The organism is Nocardioides nanhaiensis, from assembly GCF_039542785.1.
Classification (GTDB): domain Bacteria; phylum Actinomycetota; class Actinomycetes; order Propionibacteriales; family Nocardioidaceae; genus Nocardioides; species Nocardioides nanhaiensis.
In genome coordinates this window covers 578,346-597,372 of sequence record NZ_BAABIM010000002.1, presented here as the reverse complement: position 1 = coordinate 597,372, position 19,027 = coordinate 578,346, and the positions used below count along the sequence as shown (strand labels likewise).

The following is a 19,027-nucleotide window of genomic DNA, read 5'->3' as shown; positions in this document are numbered from 1 at the left end:
GGGACACGCCCAGCGCCTGGGGGATGTCGACGACGGACCAACGCGAACGATGACGACGAGGTTACGCGACGGGTGTGGTGCGGGCACCCGAACTGTGAAGTGAACCACACGGGTGGCTGCGGCGTGGCGCACCGCGAGTCGGCCGGTAGCCCCTCGGCGGGCACAATGGAGGGGTGAGCGACTCCGCCGTCAGCACCTCGCGCGCCCTGTTCGAGAGGGCCTCGGTGGTAACCCCCGGCGGCGTCAACTCGCCGGTCCGCGCGTTCAACGCCGTGGGCGGCACGCCGCGGTTCATCCGCTCGGCGCAGGGGGCCTGGCTGACCGACGCCGACGGCCACGACTACGTCGACCTGATCTGCTCCTGGGGCCCGATGCTGCTGGGCCACGCGCACCCCGAGGTGACCGCCGCGGTGCAGGCCGCCGTCGGCCGTGGCACCTCCTACGGCACCCCCACCGAACCCGAGGTGCTGCTGGCCGAGGAGATCGTGGGCCGCACCCCGGTCGAGCAGGTCCGCTTCGTCTCCTCCGGCACCGAGGCCACGATGTCGGCTATCCGGCTGGCGCGCGGGTTCACCGGGCGCGACGTCGTGGTCAAGTTCGCCGGCTGCTACCACGGTCACGTCGACTCGCTGCTGGCCTCGGCCGGCTCGGGCCTGGCCACCTTCGCGGTGCCGGGCACCCCCGGCGTGCCGGCCTCCTCGACGGCGCTGACGCTGGTGCTGCCCTACAACGACCGCGCCGCCGTCGAGCAGGTCTTCGCCGAGCACGGCGACCGCATCGCCTGCCTGATCACCGAGGCCGCCGCCGGCAACATGGGCGTCGTCCCGCCCGACCCCGGCTTCAACGGCTTCCTGGCCGAGACCTGCCGCACCCACGGCGCGCTGTTCGTCACCGACGAGGTGATGACGGGCTTCCGCGCCAGCAGCCGCGGCTACTGGGGCATCGACGGCGCCCAGGAGGGCTGGGTGCCCGACCTGATGACCTTCGGCAAGGTGATGGGCGGCGGCTTCCCGGCCGCGGCCTTCGGCGGCCGCGCCGAGGTGATGGGCCACCTCTCGCCGCAGGGGCCCGTCTACCAGGCCGGCACCCTCTCGGGTAACCCGATCGCCACCACCGCGGGGCTCACCACGCTGCGACTGGCCACCGACGAGGTCTACGACCACATCGGCGGCGTCGCCGAGACGCTCAAGACCGCCGCTGCCGAGGCACTCACCCGTGCGGGGGTGCCGCACGTGGTGCAGTCGGCCGGAACCATGTTCTCGGTGTTCTTCACCGACCCCGCCCACGGCCCCGTGCGCAACTTCGAGGACGCCTCGCGCACCGACTCCACCGCCTACGCCGCCTACTTCCACGCCATGCTCGACGCCGGCGTCTACCTGCCGCCCTCGGCCTACGAGGCGTGGTTCGTCTCGGCCGCGCACGACGACCGCGCGGTGCAGACCGTGCTCGACGCGCTGCCGGCCGCCTCCCAGGCCGCCGCTGCGGCGCAGGGGGGTGCCCGATGAGCTCGACCGGCGCGGAGCGCAGCCAGACCGTCGTCCACCTGATGCGCCACGGCGAGGTGCACAACCCCGACGGCGTCCTCTACGGCCGCCTGCCCGGCTTCCACCTCTCGGCGCTGGGCCGGCAGATGGCCGAGAAGACCGCCGGCACGCTGGCCGGGCGCGACGTCGTCCACCTGCGGGTCTCGCCGCTGGAGCGTGCGCAGCAGACCGCCGCGCCGCTGGCGCAGGCGCGCGCGCTCGAGGTCGTCACTGACCGCCGCGTCATCGAGAGCAGCAACGTCTTCGAGGGCGAGGAGTTCGGCGCGGGTCGCTCGGCGCTGAAGAACCCCAAGCACTGGCGTCACCTGTGGAACCCCTTCAAGCCCTCGTGGGGCGAGCCGTACAAGGAGGTCGTGGGCCGGATGATGGCCGCGGTGCACGACGCGCGCGAGGCAGCCGCCGGCCACGAGGCCGTGATCGTGAGCCACCAGCTGCCCATCTGGATCACCCGGCTGCACGTGGAGGGCCGCTCCTTCCTGCACGACCCCCGCAAGCGGCAGTGCACGCTGACCTCGCTCACCTCGCTGTTCTTCGAGGGCGACCGGATCCGCCGGGTGGCCTACAGCGAGCCCGCGGGCGACCTGATCCCCGTGGCCGACCGCACGGCCACCTTCTCCTCCGGTGGTGCGTCCGGGGCGCCCGGCACCACCGGCGAACCGGGCTCGACGGGGGAGCAGCACTCCTGACCAGCCCCCTGCCCCGACGGCTCGCCGCGCTCGCGACGGGCCTGGTGGTCGCGCTCGCCCTGAGCGGCTGCAGCGACCTCGAGGGCTCCGACGACGCCGGCTACGTGACCGGCCAGGGCGTCGTCACCGTGCAGGAGCCGGGGGAGCGCGACGCCGCGGTCGACCGCAGTTTCGAGACCATCGACGGCGAGACCCTCGACCTGGCCGACTACCGCGGCAAGCCCGTCGTCCTGGTGGTGTGGGGCTCGTGGTGCGTGCCGTGCCGCGCCGAGCAGCCCGAGGTCAACGAGGCCGCGGAGCAGCTGGGCGACAGCGCGGCGTTCGTCGGCATCAACCTGCGCGAGCCCTCGGTGGCCAACGCCCAGGCCTACGTGCGCGACAAGCAGGTGCCCTACCCCTCGATCGACGCCAACGACGGACGCGCGCTGCTGGCCTTCCAGGGCACCCTGACGCCATACACGATCCCCGCGTTCGTGGTGCTCGACGGCGAGGGCCGCGTGGCCGCCTCGATCATCGGCTCGCTGCCCTCCACCCTCACCCTCGTCGACCTTGTCGAGGAGGTGGCCGACGGTGGCTGAGTGGTTCCAGGAGCAGGTCTTCTCCGGCTCCCTGGCGCTGGCGGTGCCGGTGGCGCTGATCGCGGGGCTCGTCTCGTTCTTCTCCCCGTGCGTCATCCCGCTGCTGCCCGGCTACCTCTCCTACGCCACCGGCCTCTCGGGCGCCGACCTGGCCGAGGGCCAGGCCGCCTCGCACCGCGGCCGGATGCTGCTGGGCTCGCTGCTGTTCGTGCTCGGCTTCTCGGTGGTCTTCGTGGCGCTGGGCGCGCTCTCGGGGGCGTTCGGGGCGTGGCTGATCGAGTGGCGCCGCACCATCACGGTGGTGCTGGGGCTGCTCACGATCGTGCTGGGCCTCGCCTTCGCCGGCGTCCTGCCGTTCTTCAACCGCGAGTGGCGCGTGCACAAGGTGCCCGCCGTCGGGCTGGGCGCGGCGCCGCTGCTGGGGTTCCTGTTCGGGCTCGGGTGGACGCCGTGCATCGGCCCCACGCTCGCCGCCATCAGCACGCTCTCGATCACCGAGGCCAACGTGGGGCGCAGCGCGGTGCTCTCGGCGTTCTACGCCTTCGGGCTGGGGCTGCCGTTCGTGCTGGCCGGACTCTTCTACCACCGCGCGCTGGGCGCGCTGGCGTTCGTGCGGCGCCACCAGCAGCTGGTGATGCGCCTGGGCGGCGGCATGCTCGTGCTGGTGGGTCTGCTGCTCGTGACCGGCTACTGGGACCAGGCCGTGGGCTGGGTGCAGTACCGCTTCGTCGGCAGCTTCGAGACGAGCCTGTGAGATGACGAGCCCGCGATGACGACGACCGACACCGACCGCCCCGCCGGCGCCCCGGCTCCCGAGCCGCGCCCCGAGCGCCGCTCCGGCGAGCTCAACGCTCGCGAGCTGCTGCGCTTCGCCTGGCGGCAGCTGACCTCCATGCGCACCGCGCTGGTGCTGCTGCTCCTGCTGGCGCTGGCCGCGATCCCGGGGTCGATCATCCCGCAGGAGCGCGTCGACTCGCTGGGTGCCTCGCAGTGGAAGGAGCAGCACCCGCGACTGACCCCGATCTACGAGCGGCTCGACCTGTTCGCCGTCTACGACTCGGTGTGGTTCTCGGCGATCTACCTGCTGCTGGTGATCTCGCTGGTGGGCTGCATCCTGCCGCGCACGCTGCACTACCTGCGCGGCATCCGCGCCCAGCCGCCGGCGGCGCCGCGCAACCTGACCCGGCTGCCCGACCACGCCGCCTACCGCACCGAGCAGTCGCCCGACGAGGTGCTCGCTGAGGCCCGCAAGCTGCTGCGCAAGCGCGGCTACCGGGTGCGGGCGGCCAGCGCCGACGGCGGGGACGACTTCGTCGGCGGCGAGCGCGGCTACCTGCGCGAGGTGGGCAACCTGGTCTTCCACCTCTCGGTGCTGATCGTGATGGTGGGCTTCGGCCTGGGTGGCCTGTTCGGCTACAAGGGCGCGGTGATCATCCCGGTGGGTGGCGGCTTCGCCAACAACCCCAGCCAGTACGACGACTTCGTGCCCGGCAAGGCCTTCACGCTCGAGGACCTCGACGACTTCTCCTTCCAGGTCGACGACTTCGACGTCACCTGGCTCACCTCGGGCAACCGCGCCGGGCAGGCGCGCGGCTTCCGCGCCGGCCTGACCTACAACGAGGGCATCGACGGCGAGGAGCAGACCTACGACCTGCGCGTGAACCACCCGCTCAAGGTCGACGAGACCGAGCTGTTCCTGGTGGGCCACGGCTACGCGCCCGTCGTCACGATCCGCGACGGCGAGGGCGAGGTGGCCGCCACCGGCCCCGCGATCTTCCTGCCCGAGGGCCCGGACTTCTTCTCCTTCGGCGTCGTCAAGGCGCCCGACGCGCAGCCCGCGGGCGTGGGGCTGGAGGGCTTCTTCTACCCGACGTTCATCCTCGACGAGAACGGCGATCCGCAGAACCTGATGGGGCAGGACAACAACCCGCTCCTCTCGCTGCTCGTCTACGCCGGCGACCTGGGCATGGACGCGGGCGGCGGCCAGTCGATCTACGTGCTCGACAAGTCCAACGCGCAGCAGGTGCTCAAGCCCGACGGCCAGCCGCTGCGCCTGGACCTCTCGCTCGGCGAGAGCGTGGCGCTGCCCGACGGGCTGGGCACGGTGACCTTCGAGAGCCTGCAGCCCTGGGTGCGCATCCAGATCAGCAAGACGCCGGGGCAGTTCATCGCCCTGGGCGGCGTGGTGCTGGCGCTGATCGGGCTGCTCGGCTCGCTCTTCATCCGCCCGCGCCGGGTGTGGGTGCGGGCACGCTCCGCGGCCCCCGGGGAGGCCGCCGGGGAGGGCCCTGCGGGGTCTGGTGGCACCATGGTGGAGGTGGCTGCGCTGGACCGTTCCAGCGCCGGCGACGTCGCCGAGGTGCTGCGCAAGCTGCTCACCGACCTGGGCGCTCCGCCCGCCACCGTGAAAGCCGTGAGATCTGCCGAGGAGGACCGGTGACCGACGCCGACTGGGGCCTGTTGAGCGACCGAGCCATGGTGGCTGCCGGGGTCGTGTACTTCCTGGCGCTGATCACCTACCTGATCGAGTGGGCCTCGCTGCGCAAGGTCGACGTCGATGAGGCCGTCGTCGCCGACACCTCTGCTGGTGCCGCTTCTGCGGACGCCTCGGAGGCGCGCGGCGGCGTCGCGGTGGCGACCGGCGGCGGCACGCCGTCCGGCTCGTCCGGCGCTGACGTCGAGGGCCCCGGCGCCCGCGTGGAGTTCCTGGGCCGCCTCGGCCTGATCTTCACCATCTTCGCCGCGCTGGTGCACTTCGTGGGCGTCACCGCCCGCGGCCTGGCCGCGGACCCCAACCGGGTGCCGTGGGGCAACATGTACGAGTTCACGATCAGCGGCACGCTCGTGCTCACGCTGATGTACCTCGTGCTGCTTCGCCGCTACAAGCTGGATTGGGTGGGCCCGCTTGTCGTCGGGTTCGTGCTGCCGGTGCTGATGGCAGCGATGCTGATCCTGCACGACGAGGTGGCCCCGCTGCCCGAGGCGCTGGACTCCTACTGGCTGGTGATCCACGTGGTCTCGGCCATCATCGCCACGGGCGCCTTCAGCCTGGCCGGCCTGCTCTCGATCATGTACCTGGTCAAGGCGCGCACCGGCGAGCGCACCACGGGCGCGATGGCGCGCGTCCCCTCGCTCGCCACCCTCGACCGGGTCTCCTACCGCATCCACGCCTTCGCGTTCCCGGTGTGGACCTTCGCGGTGCTCATCACCGGCCCCATCTGGGCCAAGGAGGCCTGGAGCTCCTACTGGAACTGGGACCCCAAGGAGGTGTGGGCGTTCATCACCTGGGTCGTCTACGCCGCCTACCTGCACGCCCGCGCGACCGCCGGGTGGAAGGGACGCAACGCCGCGCTGCTGGCGATCGTGGGTCTGCTGACACTGTGGTTCAACTTCATCGGGATCAACTACTTCTCGACCTCCAGCCAGCACTCGTACGCGGGTGGGGTCGAGGTGGTGCAGGTGGAGCCGGTGGCACCGCTGGTGACGCCCGCCGCGACCTGAACCCGACCCTCAGGGGGCGTCGCGGACCTGGCTCGGGGTGACGCCGAAGCTGCGGCGGAACGCCCGGGTGAAGTGCGCCTGCGACGAGAACCCCCAGCGGGCGGCGACGTCGGCGACCCGAAGCTGCAGCAGCGCCGGGTCCTGGAGGTCGCGACGGGCCGCGTCGAGGCGCTCGGCGGCGATGAGCTCGCCGAGGGTGCGTCCGTCGAGCCGACCGAGCAAGCGGTTGAGGTGACGGGAGGAGACCCCGACGGCCCGTGCGACGGCCTCCGGTGTGAGGGCGGGGTCGCCGAGCCCGGCCCTGATCTCGCGCGCTGCCGCGTCGACGAGCGCCGCCGCTGAGGCGTCCTCGGGCGCGACCGCCGCGACAGCGGCGTCCACGAGTGCCTGGACGTCGACTGCCGGTGCCGAGGTCGAGGTGTTGCCGGAAGCCGGGCTGATCCCGGCCTGCATCAGACCGAGCAGCACCTGGCTCCTCCTGCCCCCGATCGAGATGGCGGCACCCCGCCGCAGCGACTCGGTCGCCACGCCCAGGCGGGGCAGGACGGCGTGCGGCAGGTCGAGCAGCACCTGGTGCATCTCGGTCTCGAAGCCGAACAGGTAGGGCCGCGAGGCGTCGTAGACGACCGTGTCGCCGGCCTGGAGTCGCAGGCAGCCCTCGGCGTGGATGAAGAAGGCCGAGCCGCTCACCAGGTGCGTGAGGAAGACCGAGGGCTTGGGGGTGCGATCCACGTGCTCCCGGCCGCGCTCGATGACGTGCGGGTTGCCCGCGATGTCGGCCAGGCAGACCTCGCCGAGGTCCACGTTCACCTCGCGGGCGTCGAGGCCGTCGTCGTGCACCGTCATGCAGCGCAGCGACACCAGACGGTGCTCGTTGTACTCCTCCCAGAAGGCCGTCCGGTCCGTCGTGGGGACGTCCCGGGTCGACGCAGAGCTGGTCAGTCCCGTCACCGGGGTTCCCCTCCCCTCCGGGCTCCCTCGGGTGACCGGCGTCACCCCGAGGGTCAGTGTCTTCGCGGGGTCGTGGAGGTGTCAATCAGCGGATCTGCGAGGTCCGAAAGTGGTCGGGGTCGTGTCCGTCGGTGGAAAGACGAGCGGTCGTGTGACGCCGTTCACTCGTTGCTGCACGGCGCACGTCGCGCCACCCACACCACCGGGAGATCCCCAATGCCTGAAGAGCCCACCAGCGAGTTCTGGTCGCACCTCAAGCCGATCGTCAACGCCCTCAAGCCCGACGCGCAGCCCGAGGTGTTCCACCAGTTCGCGCCCGTCGACGACGAGCGCTACTACGCACCGCTGTCGGAGACCGTGTTCTCCCGCCCGCTGTGGATCTCGCCGCGCGACAACCGCTGGGCGGACATCCTGTGGGCGAAGGCCCCCGGCCTGGTCAACCGCCACTACCACCCGCACGAGGTGTTCGCGTACACCATCTCCGGGAAGTGGGGCTACCTCGAGCAGCCCTGGACCGCGACGGCGGGCTCCTTCGTCTACGAGACCCCCGGTGAGGGCCACACACTCGTCTCCTACGAGCACGAGGACGACATGCGGGCGTTCTTCGTCGTCACCGGCCCGCTCGTCTGGCTCGACGAGGACGGCAACGGTCAGGGCTACTTCGACGTCCACGACTACCTCGAGCTGTGCCGCAACCACTACGAGGAGTCGGGTATCGGCGCCGCGTACGTCGACACCCTGATCCGCTAGGTGGGGCGACCATGACCATCGACTCCCCAGACCTGGGTGGACCCCGGGCGTACGTCGCCACGTCGTCGTCGGACGACGGGTACCGGCCTCCGCCGCGCGGGGGTGCCTACGAGAACATCGTCCTCGCGGTCCTCTTCGCGACCTTCGGCTTCGTCTTCTTCGACCGGCTCGCCCTCAACTTCCTGAGTCCGTTCTTCAAGGACGAGCTGGGCTTGAGCAACTCCGACATCGGCCTGCTCGGCGGCATCCCGGCCCTCGCCTGGGCCCTGTCGGGGCTGACCATGGGCTACCTGTCGGACCGGGTGGACCGGCGCAAGCCGTTCCTCGTGGCCGCGATCGTGCTGTTCACCGCGTTCTCGGCGCTGTCCGGCCTCGTAGGCGGCCTTGGGAGCCTGCTGCTGCTGCGTGCCGTCATGGGCGGCGCGGAGGGTGCGGTGCTGCCGCTCGCGCAGCCGATGATGATCTACTCCTCGAGCCCGAAGCGCCGAGGCCTGAACATGGGCCTCGTCCAGGGTTCCTCCGCCGGTCTGCTCGGGGGAGTCCTCGGACCGATCGTCACGGTGGCCCTCGCCGAGGCCTACGGATGGCGGGTCGCCTTCCTGGCGACGGTGGTGCCGGGGCTGTTGCTGGCCGGGCTGGTCCTGCTGCTGGTCAAGGACCTGCGCCTGCAGCACCCCGCCACGATCGCGCAGGACCGGGCCGACCAGGTGCCCGTCGAGAGCCCGGAGCGCGCTGCCATGACGCTGCGCGACGCCGTCCGGACCCGCAACGTGGCGCTGTGCCTGGCCATCTCGGTCTTCTACCTCACCTGGTTCACGACCACGCAGACCTTCGCGCCCCTCTACCTGAGCGAGGTCAAGGGCTTCACCGGTGGGCAGCTGTCCTCCGCCCTGGCCGGGATCGGCGTCGCGTGGGTGGTCTGGGGTGCGCTGGTGCCGGGCATCTCGGACCGCATCGGTCGTCGGCCGGCGATGATCGGCTTCAGCGTCCTGGCCGTCGTCGCCCCGCTCGCCGTGGTCTCCATCGACTCGCCCGGGTTGCTGTTCCTCACGCTGGCGGTCACCTACACGGGCCTCGGGTGCTTCACCCTGATGATGGCCACGATCCCCGCCGAGACGGTCCCGCGGCACCTGGTGGCGACCTGCCTCGGCCTCATCATGGGCGTCGGAGAGATCATGGGCGGGTTCATCGCGCCGTGGCTGGCAGGAGTGCTGTCGGACTCGTTCGGGCTGCAGGTGAGCATGTTCATCTCCTCGGGCGCGGCCGTCGTGGTGGTGGTGCTCTCCTTCGGGCTGCGTGAGACCGCCCCCAGCCGCGTGGGGGTCGCGTGAGGGCCGCGACGACGCGGGCGGTGCGCTGGCACGGCCCGGGCGACGTGCGGCTCGACGAGGTGGAGGCGCCGCCGCCGGGTCTCGGCGAGGTGCGGGTGCGTCCGGCCTTCGTCGGGGTCTGCGGGAGCGACCTGCACGAGGTGCTGGACGGGCCTCACGCCATCCCTGTGGGTCGGCCCCACGGCCTCTCGGGAGCGGAGGCGCCGCTCGTCCTGGGTCACGAGTTCTCGGCGGTTGTCGAGTCGACCGGCCCGGGGGTGACCGGCCTCGCGGCCGGCGACCGGGTGGCGGTGGAGCCCAACTACCGGTGCGGGATCTGTCGCGCGTGCCGCAGCGGTCGCTACCACGTGTGCGACCAGTTCGGGTTCGCCGGACTGATGGGCGACGGCGGGATGGCGGACCTGGCCACCCTGCCCGCCTACATGCTGCACCTGCTCCCGGACGAGGTCGACCTGGCCGAGGCTGCGCTGCTCGAGCCTGCGGCCGTGGCGCTGCACGCCGTGCGCCGGTCCGGCATCGGGCCGGGGGAGAGCGCGGTGGTGGTCGGGCTCGGACCCGTCGGACTGCTCGTGTGCGCCCTGCTGCGCCTGCGAGGCGTCACCGAGGTGATCGGCGTGGAGCCGGCCGCTCAGCGTCGCCACCTGGCGAGCAGGCTGGGCGCGGCCCGCGTGATCGACCCTGGAGGGGTGTCGCCCGCGGACACCACGGAGAACATCCGTGCGCTTTCCGCGGGTGGTGCGGACGTGGCCTTCGAGGTCGTGGGCCACCAGGCGACGTTCGACACCGCGCTGGGTTCTGTCAGGGCCGGAGGCACTCTCCTGCTCCTCGGGCTCGCCGACGAGCTGCGCATCGACGGGTTCGCGACCGTCAACGCCGAGGTCACCATCCGTGCGAGCGTGGGCTACAACGCCTGCCACCGCGAGCTCATCGACCTCGTCGCCTCGGGCGCCCTGAACCTCTCGGCGTTCACCGGCGACCAGGTGGAGCTGGCCCAGGCTCCGCAGATGCTGCGGGACCTGGCCCAGGGGCGCCGTCAGGGGCTCAAGACGCTCGTGCGCTGCGCCGGTGCCCAGGACGATGACCGAGCGGCGCTCGTGGCGCAGCCCGTGCCCAGCGCGGTCTCCTAGCGTCTGCTCACCCTGCCCACCGGTGCGCCCATCGGGTGCGTCGGTGGGCTGTCGGCGCTCCTGGCGGCTGGGCTGGCCTGCTGGTCGTCGAGCAAGTGCTGCCGGTACTTCACCTTCGATGGGGCGCAGGCAAACTGACCTCAGACTTCTGGCGCAGGCCGCTCAACTTTTCGGTGGGGGTGCCCGAGGTGCAGATGACGCGCTCAGCGTTGGCGGTCACGCATCGTCGTTCGCGGCGGAAAGACTCACTTCTCAACAACCCCCTGCCCCAGCGGACCACCTTGAACCCGGCCCCCTCCATCAGGCAGGATCGGTCGGCGCTTTCCATGGCGTGAACTCGTCCGCCACAAGGCTCGGATCGAGAATTACGGCGACGCTGTGTTTTGCTCGCGTTACTCCGATGTAGAAGGCGCACGCCGTCTTACCAACCAACGGTGTGCCGTCCTTCAAGAACTGGCGAAACTTCTCGGTTGGCAGCAGAAGAACGTGATCTACTGTGCGCCCCTTTGCCACGCCAAACGTTGTGAACGTAATGCCGAACTCGTCTCCAAGGCCCGCCCGATAGTGGATCGACAGAGGCGCGTGTGCCTCGACGTACGCCGCGACATTCTGGGGGCTGACACGATAGAGCCCGTGATGGAAGTGGGTTTCAGTACTTGCCGAGATGGTCGCGGCGTACTTGAGCGACGGGTCAAACAGGCGATCTGACAGGTCAGCTATCACCTGGCTCGAACGATGGGTCGTCGCCTTCTGGGTGATCTTCAGTTGGCCCTGCGCCTCACGCTCCCGGTACCAAGTCAGAACCTTCTCGAAGCGGTAGGGGCTGTTCTTGTTGTCGCGCGGGTTGGTAGAAAGCAGCGCTTGCCGCATGTCTCCGACGAGGTGCACGTCGAGCTTGGAAGCGAACAGAACCTTGAGGATCTCGAGCGCCCAGCCGCCGATATCCTGCGCCTCGTCGATGTAGATATCGGTGTAAATGTGCTCCAGCCGATCCAGCACCGACCCATCGCTCGCCTCGTGAACCTTGTGAGCCAGGCTGGCGAGATTGCACTGATAGGCCCGTTCCTCCGGATCCAGGAAACGTGCCGCGTCCACATCTCTCGCAGCGCGATGCGGTTCGCCCTCGTAGTTGAAGCCGCGGAGGCTGTGACCCGGAAAGAGCAGCGGAAGGTACGGGCTGACGAAGTGGCGCAGTAGGAAGGCGTACCAGCCGAGGACCTCGACCTGCGGGCTAAGGGGAAGGACATCAGCGATGCGGCTCTCGAGCTCAGCTTGGCTGGCCTGGGTGTAGGCGATCACGAGGATGCGACGCTGATCGTCTGCGTCGCGACATGCTTCCACAATGCCTTGGGTCTTGCGTGCGCCGGCGACGGCGATCGTCAGCTCATTCATTGAGGATGTGAACCGCCTGGACGATGTAGTCCGGAAAGTGGATCGTCTCGTCTGACGCCAAAATTCGGAGGGCGGCCTCCGTCTTGTGGTTCGGCATCCACGTCGTCGGGTCGTCTTGAGTACGAAGCTTTAGGACTTCCCGCATGCGATCAACACCGTTGGCGTCGATGAGTTGCGGCTCCAGAGTGTGTCCATGGCTCTTGTCGCCGACATACATGTGTCGGGTTTCCGATAGGTGCTTCGCGAGTTCCGGGTCCCCGACGATGTCCGCTACGTCAGAGCCGTCGTTGTCCTGGAGCGCCACGACCTCTCGGTCGAGCAGCGCGCAAAGCTCAAGCGCGCGCTTGAAGGTGATGCCGCTCATCGAGACGACGTCGATCCCCGCGTCGTCAGTGTCTGCGCCAGTCTCGTCTTTGAAGCACCGCTTGAAGACCATCTCGTCGGATGGACCCTCGACGAGAACCAGCCGACGGCCGAGCACGAGACGCAGCGTGTCGTAGCCCGACAGGTGCTGAAAGTACTTGACGGTGTCTGGTGTGAGGTCGGTCAACTGAACTGCACCGCTCGAACCGAGCAAGAGCAGGCTGTCTAATCCGAGCCGGTTCAGCACGTACGAGCTGTGCGTCGAGACGAATACCTGCTGCTCGCTCCCTGCGAGGGCATCGATACGCACCAGCAACCTTTTGAGGGAAGTGTGCGACTGATGTGTTTCGGGTTCTTCGATCAGGACGTAACGCGCCCGCTCGGAGCTGCGGTGCATCGCCAGCGCGACCTTGACTGCCGCCTGCTGTCCTTGTCCGCTCATGCCAAAGGGGATATCGGAGACCTGGGGCACGACGTCGGATTCCCACGCCGCTCGAGACGACTGATCCATGGCCAGACTCAGCGCGTCGTCGTGCAGATCGACGCCGTCATCGCCCATCTTCTTGCTGACGTCAGCAAGAACACCGAGCGTCAGCGAGTGACGACTCTTTCGATGCTCTATGGCTACCTTCACGCGTTCCTTATCGTCAAGGAACGCGTCGAGGATCTGGCGGGTGTGGTAGTCGATGCCGGTGGACGATCGCAGGGTTTTGGAGTCGATGAAGGCAGACCCCAGGGCCTTGGGTCGTCGTGACAGTGAATGCCCATCAAAGTTCGTCCACAAGCACTCGTAGTACTCGGTCGGCAGGATGCCCGCCGGACCATCCTTCATGTACTCGGCGAACTCGGACTTGAAGTCGTCAGAGGGTTGGATACGGAGGCGAACACCTGGGCAGTCTGTCTTTGTGCCGGCTTCGCTGCGGGAGTTGATGACTCCCCGAAGCCGATGCATGTCCGGGTCGTCTGTATCGGCGGTGAAGTACAGCTCGATCTGGATGGCTGGCGGACCCACCTGGTGCTTCGTCCCGAACTTCTCAAAGAATTCCGCGACAGCGGGTTGGTGGAACCAGAAGGGGTTCTTCTCATCCCCCGCCCACCTACCATTAATCCTGCCGGTCAGAGCCAGGTTGATCGCCTCGAGCACGGTTGACTTCCCCGTCTCGTTATCGCCGACCAAGATATTCATCCCAGAGTTTGGCTCTATCTCCAGACGGCGAAACTTGCGGTAGTTCTCAATGATGATCCGCTCGATCATGATGTCGACTCCTTCGCGCCCGAGGTGCTGACAGCCTAGGTTGCGTGGCATGTAGCGTATCCAGCCTCGCAAGGAAAGTCGCGAATCTGGACGCGGGCGTCCTAGTCCTAGTCCTAGTCCTAGTCCTAGTCCTGCCGACAAGCATCTGCAAGCACCGGTCATCGGTTTCATGCGTCCGGCAGGCGGCGGAATCGGCTGGCCGCGTCGACCGGCACGGAACGCAGCGGAACGACGCATCACCGGCTCATGCCCTCGAGGTAACCGTGTGCAGGTCTACTTTGCCCAACGTCATTCCCCTTAGCCCAAGTACGCTGGGTACTCCCACACTTCGCCTCCAATTTGCGCAGTCGCGAACCTCTCGAGTTCTCTTCGGGTGCCGCAGCGATTGATATACATGGCCGTCCAACTGCGTCCGTGCGCGGGCGTGCCCGAGATCCGAGGGCAGAGCGACGCACGTAGTCGCAGTGATGGGCTGGGCCTTGGGGGGAGTCCCCTGTGGTGGTGGTAGAGGTAGCACGCTCCGTGCAGGCACTGCGCGTGGTCAGATCCGCCACGAGCGAAAGTTTAGGCAGTTTCAGCACAGCTGGTCCTGAACGAGCGCACCCGCCCGCGCACCACACGTCAGGAGGTAATACAACGAGAGCACCGCCCGACCGTGCACCCTGTGAGCGTGGCAAAAAAGATGACTGCCGGGCTCTGCGACGAATGCACCCGACGCAGAGACAACTGGTTCACCGCCGTTTCGAACGCGATCGTCGGTCGGATTGTCGATGACCCACTCCTTCAAGCGCTACTGCGGATGACCACCGGCGTCGGGCACCGCCACGGCCTACGCGACGAAGAGCTCGCGATCAATGGCCAATCGGTCGATGAGGTCCGCAAGGAGGTCACGCGCTGGCGAACCGGCCGCGTCGAACCGCGCACTGCCTGGCTCAGCGACATTACCTGGATAAGCCTCCGCCAGTACGGCCAGACCTCACAACGCGTCAACGCAGCCGTACTCGATGAGATCGCCCACGGTCCGGCCGCCCGCATGCCGCACCTGCACCGGGACCCGCTCACGCCGCCCCCCGCATGCGCGCACGACGACGACTTGTACGAGTCCACCCCGGCCGGCGTCCTCAGCTTCGGAGACAACCATCTCGCGATCGTGCGCCAGCACGTTGACGCCGATATCACTGCTGCGTTGACGGCGTTCACGCCACTAGAACTCTTACACAGCGAAGATGATGTCCCCGGTGACCTCGCGGCCGACGAGGTCCTTAGCAAGTGCGGCGCACGGATCGACGTCCCGCTCGCCGGCCGCGGCGGATGGTCCGGGTCTTGCCCCGACGGCATCACCGAGTTTCAACGCGAATGGATTCTGAACCGAGGTGCCCGCAACATGCACCAGACCTCTGGTGCCGTCCCCGGATGGTTCATCACGGCCGAATCGCTTGACGATGTCAACGCCCTTAAGCGTCTGAAGTACGCGGGCGCGTTCAGCTTCGAGGAACAACCCGATCGGTTCGACCTGAACCTGCACCCACCTGGCCCCGATGGCAGACCATCGAATCTCAGGATCGGGTTCGGACACGGAATCGAAGCGACCAGTCTGCTCCGCCTCGCCATCATCGCCACGATGAGGTCAATTCTTGTGGACGTGCTCTTTCTCGACCACCGATTTCACCTACAGCACGTCGCTTCGTTCAGCATCAAGGTTCCCGAAGGAGTCGCCGAAGCCGCGGCAGCCTTCGCCAAACGGCACGCCCGACCGGATGGCGTCATCGACTTTTTCGCCGAGGCGCTCGAGGCAGACGAGGAGGCCGCGCTCCGCGCCGGCGCTGCGGAGATGCGACGACATGACGTCGCCCGCTTCGTCCGTGCCGCATCGGAAGGGCGAGTCCCCCGCAGGGTTCGTGGGGTTATCCGGCGCTACCTTGAGGCGTTAGAGCGCTACGCCGCGCTCGAGGGCAAGTACCTCGGCCTCGACTGGTCGAGCAGTGCCGAACTGGAAGAGACGAGGCTTGCGCTTCGTGAGGCGGTCGCCGGCACTGGTCTGCACCTGCCAGTGATCGACCAAGTCACGCTCGCCGTTCTGGGAGATCGACGGGCGTTCGTTCATCTCGAGTGCGATACCGACGCGGTGCTGTACCCCGTCGTGAGCTGGCTCGACGAGAACCAGACACCTCAATTCAAAGGATTCCCGTGCGGCATCTGGGGCTCGCCCGCCTCGAAGCCCCCGTCCGCCGACGCGGCCGAGAACGCTGAGAGCGAACGCGACGAGGTCGCATCTCTTGCTGCAGCGCTCCGTCCACTGAAACACCTACTCGACCTCGGGATTACCCGTCTTGTTGTCTGCCCATCGGAGCGGTTCACGCGCACGCCCGTTCACGTAGCACTCCTCACATTGGGATTCGACGAAGTCTCCTATGCGCCATCCCTAGCGTTGCTCCAACCCACGAATCCGACGACCGCGCCTGGGCCGCGACCGCCGCACATCAACGGCTGGGCAGGCACTGGCAAAGACCACCTGCCTGGAGTTGCCGCCGAGATCGCGATCGTCGCTGACCTGTACAGCTCCGCCGCCGACAACGCCTTGCCGGCCTCGGGGCGATATCCGCTCATTCACCTCGCTGGGCACGCCACGACTGGTTCGAGCGAAGCCAGCACCGGCATCCAACTCCAGGGTGGGACGCTGACGGGTGCCGACGTGCTAGCCGGCCTGAACATCGCCGGCACCAAACTCGTCGTTCTCGCAGCGTGCGGCACCGGGCACAGCAGATACGAGCCGACGCAACTTCTCGAGCAGACTCCGCTCGACTCCTGCTTCATCACCGTCGGCGCCACCGTTTGCATCGCCACCACTCGGCCGGTCAGCGACCGCATCGCTGTCATCTTTAGCACTGCACTCCATCACGCGCTCGTCCAGGGCACCGCGTTGTGGGACGCCTACACCCACGCCTGCATCGCAGCGCGGAACCCTGATCGCCGACGTCTGCCGAGCACCGCGACGCAGGTACTGGATCGCACTTCACTCGGATGGGACACAGCCCCACTTACCCCGATCGAGGTCAACGACTGGATGACGTTCAAGATGAGCGGAGCCCATTGGCACGTGGCTACACCGCTCTGATCGGCGACACTGCTTCGCAAAAGTTCGCACGGCGCGGGCTCGCTTCCAGAGTGGTGGACCGACCCGACACATGCGCCACGCCAGGTCTGTGCTGCCGGATCGCAGCGGAGAGTCCCAAGTCGCAATAGGTGTTATCTAGCGGTGTCTGCTAGTCGACGGCAACTATCTCGCCCACGGCCGAGTCCAAGTAGAGACGCGAACCCAAGTTCAAACTTGATCTGGCCACCTCACGACACGCCGTCAGGTTCATTCTGATGCAACTGATACTGAATCTACGTGTACTGTCGCCGTTGTGATGAGCGAGCAGGAGGCGGTTGTTAAGGCGCTGCGACGAGGACGGATCCTCGACGCCATACGATGGGCCTATCAGTCCGCCGCCGCCGGCGTCGCAGATGATTTCCGCCCCGGCAAGGGGTACGACGAGGGCTGGTGCGGGTTCAGTCGTCACACCCTCCTACGCGACCGCCTCAACCGAGTCTTCTCGCTCGGCCCCTATATCACCCCGGTCGGCACCGACCCGAGAGAGAACCTGGACATCCTCTTTGAGGCCATTCCGGAGAGCGAGCGCGCCACGTTCCCCCTCATCGCGCCCGGCCTGGTTGAGGAAGCCGACCTGAACGGCAGCCCTGGTTGGAAGTACAAGAGGATGCGTTTGCTGATCGCCTCGATCCCGCACGACGACATTGACGACATCACCTGGCAGCGGCGCTCAGCCACGAAGCAGCTCGTCGCGTCACAGCCAGACCCCGACCGCGACGGTGACGGCACCAACACGCTCCTACACCGCCTAGCCGCCGCGGGAGACACGGGAGCGAAGGCACTGCTCGACGCGATCGAGGCTGCCAAACCCCTTGATATCCCCACGTACCTGATCGGGCATGGCCACGACCTCATCGGCGGGGGACGGAGACGCCTGGTCCTTGGTCGCCCGCAGCTCCAGGCGCGCGAGCCGTGGGCGTGGACCGAGAACCTACTCACCACACACCCGCCCACTGCCGGTGGCCTCACCCCACCAGCCACCACCCCCGACCCGACCCAGGCGCCGGACGCGCCAGTCCGTCTTCGCCGACCTGCAGACACAAAGGATCCCCGAGCCGCCGATGGCACACCCTCGGGAGGGGCCGTTACGTCAGGTGGGGCCAACCGGCTGTGAGCGGGCAGTACTCCGCCAGAGACGCAGCTGCACTGTTCGATGGCGCCCGACTCACTCTGGCTCGACAACTCGCAGGCCTCCGAAAGAGCGATCTCGCTGGCGTTGTTGAAGTCAGCGCGACCGCCGTCGCAGCATGGGAGTCTGGCAAGTCCAACCCCAGCCCAGGCAACGTCGCGAACCTGTCGCTCGGACTCGGAATTGACCCCGGCTTCTTCGTCGCGCGCCCGGCCGGCCAAACATCCGGAACAACCACGCCGCACTTCCGGTCCCTGCGCTCGACCAGCCAGATCATGCGCGACCAAGCGCACTCCTACGGCCAAATTGCTGTTGAGGTCGCCGCAGCACTCGAAGTGCACGTCGAATTACCTGAGGTGGACATCCCGCGCCACCCAGTCGGGCTCGACGACCCCCTCGAAGCGGCCGACGAAGCCGCCCGCGCACTGCGCCATGCGTGGAAAATGGACACCGGCCCCGCACCGCACCTTGTGCGGCTGGCTGAGAACCACGGCATTCTTGTCGTTTTCAGCCCGCCGTCCTCGGCGAGCCTGGACGCGTTCTCGTTTGACTCGACTGTCCGTCCAGTCGTAATCCTGAACCCGATCAAACGCGACTTTTACCGTCAGCGATTCGACGTTGCCCACGAGCTCGGCCACCTCGTCATGCACGCCGACTCCGATCCCGGATCGAAGGTCGTCGAGGACCAGGCGCACCGATTCGCTGCCGAGTTCCTCCTCCCGAACGACGAGATCACGCCCCTCCTGCCGACCGCACTGAACAAGTCCACTTGGGCGCGTCTTGGGCAGCTCAAGGAGGAGTGGAAAGTCTCGATGGCGTCCCTGCTGTACCGCGCCAAGGTTCTCGAGACGCTACCTGCGACCTCATACCGAAACGCGATGATAACGATGACTCAGCGCGGTTGGCGGCGAGCTGAACCCGGCCTCGTCACCAGCATCGAGCAGCCATCGCTATTTCCCGCCACACTCGACGTCCTTGCCGACGCCGGCGTGGCCGTCGAGGAGATCCGCAACCAGTGTCGAGTCCCGACATCGCTGTTCGAGACAATCACCGCTCGCACACCAAGCCCAGCGACGAATCCGCCCAGTCGCAGCCGTAGAGCGAGCTCTCAGGGCAATGTTGGGGACGGGCTTCCCGCAGCAGCGGCCCGCAATGTGGTTTCGCTGCTCTGACACGCAGCGACGCTCGAATGACGCGCTCCGAGGTTGAATGTGCTCTTGTTGCTTCCGAGTGGACCGATCGTCAGTGGCGCTGGCCGTGGGGGTG

15 protein-coding genes are annotated in these 19,027 nt (G+C 67.9%); 12 read left to right on the top strand and 3 right to left on the bottom strand.

Annotation, left to right across the window (positions count from 1 at the left end; translation table 11 throughout):
• The first annotated feature begins 173 nt into the window (after positions 1–173).
• Genes hemL through ccsB form a run of 6 tightly spaced genes read left to right on the top strand, consistent with a single transcriptional unit; the run spans position 174 to position 6,309 of the window.
• Positions 174–1,505 (top strand): glutamate-1-semialdehyde 2,1-aminomutase, encoded by a 1,332-nt coding sequence (gene hemL / locus ABD948_RS11000; RefSeq protein ID WP_345265667.1) that lies wholly within the window; start codon positions 174–176, stop codon positions 1,503–1,505.
• Positions 1,502–2,230: a histidine phosphatase family protein gene (locus ABD948_RS10995; protein WP_345265665.1), complete on the top strand. Its 729-nt coding sequence runs from the start codon at positions 1,502–1,504 to the stop codon at positions 2,228–2,230. The genes hemL and ABD948_RS10995 overlap by 4 nt, the downstream gene beginning before the upstream one ends.
• 44 nt (positions 2,231–2,274) lie before the next feature.
• On the top strand, positions 2,275–2,808 hold the full coding sequence (locus ABD948_RS10990) for a TlpA family protein disulfide reductase (RefSeq protein ID WP_345265663.1): 534 nt from the start codon (positions 2,275–2,277) through the stop codon (positions 2,806–2,808).
• A complete protein-coding gene (locus ABD948_RS10985; protein ID WP_345265661.1) occupies positions 2,801–3,562 on the top strand; it encodes a cytochrome c biogenesis CcdA family protein in 762 nt (253 codons plus the stop codon). The genes ABD948_RS10990 and ABD948_RS10985 overlap by 8 nt, the downstream gene beginning before the upstream one ends.
• A gap of 15 nt (positions 3,563–3,577) precedes the next feature.
• Positions 3,578–5,248, top strand: coding sequence for a cytochrome c biogenesis protein ResB (gene resB, locus ABD948_RS10980; protein WP_345265659.1), 1,671 nt, complete (start codon positions 3,578–3,580; stop codon positions 5,246–5,248).
• A complete protein-coding gene (gene ccsB, locus ABD948_RS10975) occupies positions 5,245–6,309 on the top strand; it encodes a c-type cytochrome biogenesis protein CcsB (RefSeq protein ID WP_345265657.1) in 1,065 nt (354 codons plus the stop codon). The genes resB and ccsB overlap by 4 nt, the downstream gene beginning before the upstream one ends.
• 9 nt (positions 6,310–6,318) lie before the next feature.
• On the opposite strand, the gene ABD948_RS10970 is transcribed toward ccsB, so the two are convergent.
• Positions 6,319–7,260: a helix-turn-helix transcriptional regulator gene (locus tag ABD948_RS10970; RefSeq protein WP_345265655.1), complete on the bottom strand. Its 942-nt coding sequence runs from the start codon at positions 7,258–7,260 to the stop codon at positions 6,319–6,321.
• A gap of 216 nt (positions 7,261–7,476) precedes the next feature.
• Between ABD948_RS10970 and ABD948_RS10965 the strand changes: the two genes are divergently transcribed.
• The 3 genes from ABD948_RS10965 to ABD948_RS10955 are packed head-to-tail and all read left to right on the top strand — an operon-like array spanning position 7,477 to position 10,468.
• Entirely contained in the window at positions 7,477–8,010 is a 534-nt protein-coding gene (locus ABD948_RS10965) for a 2,4'-dihydroxyacetophenone dioxygenase family protein (RefSeq protein ID WP_345265653.1), read from the top strand.
• A gap of 11 nt (positions 8,011–8,021) precedes the next feature.
• Positions 8,022–9,341 (top strand): MFS transporter, encoded by a 1,320-nt coding sequence (locus tag ABD948_RS10960; RefSeq protein ID WP_345265651.1) that lies wholly within the window; start codon positions 8,022–8,024, stop codon positions 9,339–9,341.
• On the top strand, positions 9,338–10,468 hold the full coding sequence (locus tag ABD948_RS10955; RefSeq protein WP_345265649.1) for an alcohol dehydrogenase catalytic domain-containing protein: 1,131 nt from the start codon (positions 9,338–9,340) through the stop codon (positions 10,466–10,468). Before ABD948_RS10960 ends, ABD948_RS10955 begins: the two co-directional genes overlap by 4 nt.
• A gap of 300 nt (positions 10,469–10,768) precedes the next feature.
• Here ABD948_RS10955 and ABD948_RS10950 read toward each other — a convergent pair whose 3' ends face one another.
• Together ABD948_RS10950 and ABD948_RS10945 are read right to left on the bottom strand one after the other, a co-directional pair.
• Entirely contained in the window at positions 10,769–11,860 is a 1,092-nt protein-coding gene (locus tag ABD948_RS10950; RefSeq protein ID WP_345265647.1) for a UvrD-helicase domain-containing protein, read from the bottom strand.
• Positions 11,853–13,478, bottom strand: coding sequence for an ATP-dependent nuclease (locus ABD948_RS10945; RefSeq protein WP_345265645.1), 1,626 nt, complete (start codon positions 13,476–13,478; stop codon positions 11,853–11,855). Before ABD948_RS10945 ends, ABD948_RS10950 begins: the two co-directional genes overlap by 8 nt.
• Positions 13,479–14,148: 670 nt before the next feature.
• On the opposite strand from ABD948_RS10945, the gene ABD948_RS10940 reads away from it, so the two are divergent.
• The 3 genes from ABD948_RS10940 (at position 14,149) to ABD948_RS10930 (ending at position 18,933) form a co-directional block, all read left to right on the top strand.
• Entirely contained in the window at positions 14,149–16,593 is a 2,445-nt protein-coding gene (locus ABD948_RS10940) for a CHAT domain-containing protein (RefSeq protein WP_345265642.1), read from the top strand.
• A gap of 295 nt (positions 16,594–16,888) precedes the next feature.
• Positions 16,889–17,746, top strand: a complete 858-nt coding sequence (locus ABD948_RS10935; protein WP_345265640.1) for a hypothetical protein — start codon at positions 16,889–16,891, stop codon at positions 17,744–17,746.
• Positions 17,743–18,933: an ImmA/IrrE family metallo-endopeptidase gene (locus tag ABD948_RS10930; protein WP_345265638.1), complete on the top strand. Its 1,191-nt coding sequence runs from the start codon at positions 17,743–17,745 to the stop codon at positions 18,931–18,933. Before ABD948_RS10935 ends, ABD948_RS10930 begins: the two co-directional genes overlap by 4 nt.
• Positions 18,934–19,027: the final 94 nt, after the last annotated feature.

Coding starts and splice junctions, on each gene's coding strand:
- ABD948_RS10965 (WP_345265653.1), top strand. CDS start 7,477: ATGCCTGAAGAGCCCACCAGCGAGTTCTGGTCGCACCTCAAGCCGATC.
- ABD948_RS10960 (WP_345265651.1), top strand. CDS start 8,022: ATGACCATCGACTCCCCAGACCTGGGTGGACCCCGGGCGTACGTCGCC.
- resB (WP_345265659.1), top strand. CDS start 3,578: ATGACGACGACCGACACCGACCGCCCCGCCGGCGCCCCGGCTCCCGAG.
- ABD948_RS10935 (WP_345265640.1), top strand. CDS start 16,889: ATGAGCGAGCAGGAGGCGGTTGTTAAGGCGCTGCGACGAGGACGGATC.
- ABD948_RS10995 (WP_345265665.1), top strand. CDS start 1,502: ATGAGCTCGACCGGCGCGGAGCGCAGCCAGACCGTCGTCCACCTGATG.
- ABD948_RS10945 (WP_345265645.1), bottom strand. CDS start 13,478: ATGATCGAGCGGATCATCATTGAGAACTACCGCAAGTTTCGCCGTCTG.
- ABD948_RS10950 (WP_345265647.1), bottom strand. CDS start 11,860: ATGAATGAGCTGACGATCGCCGTCGCCGGCGCACGCAAGACCCAAGGC.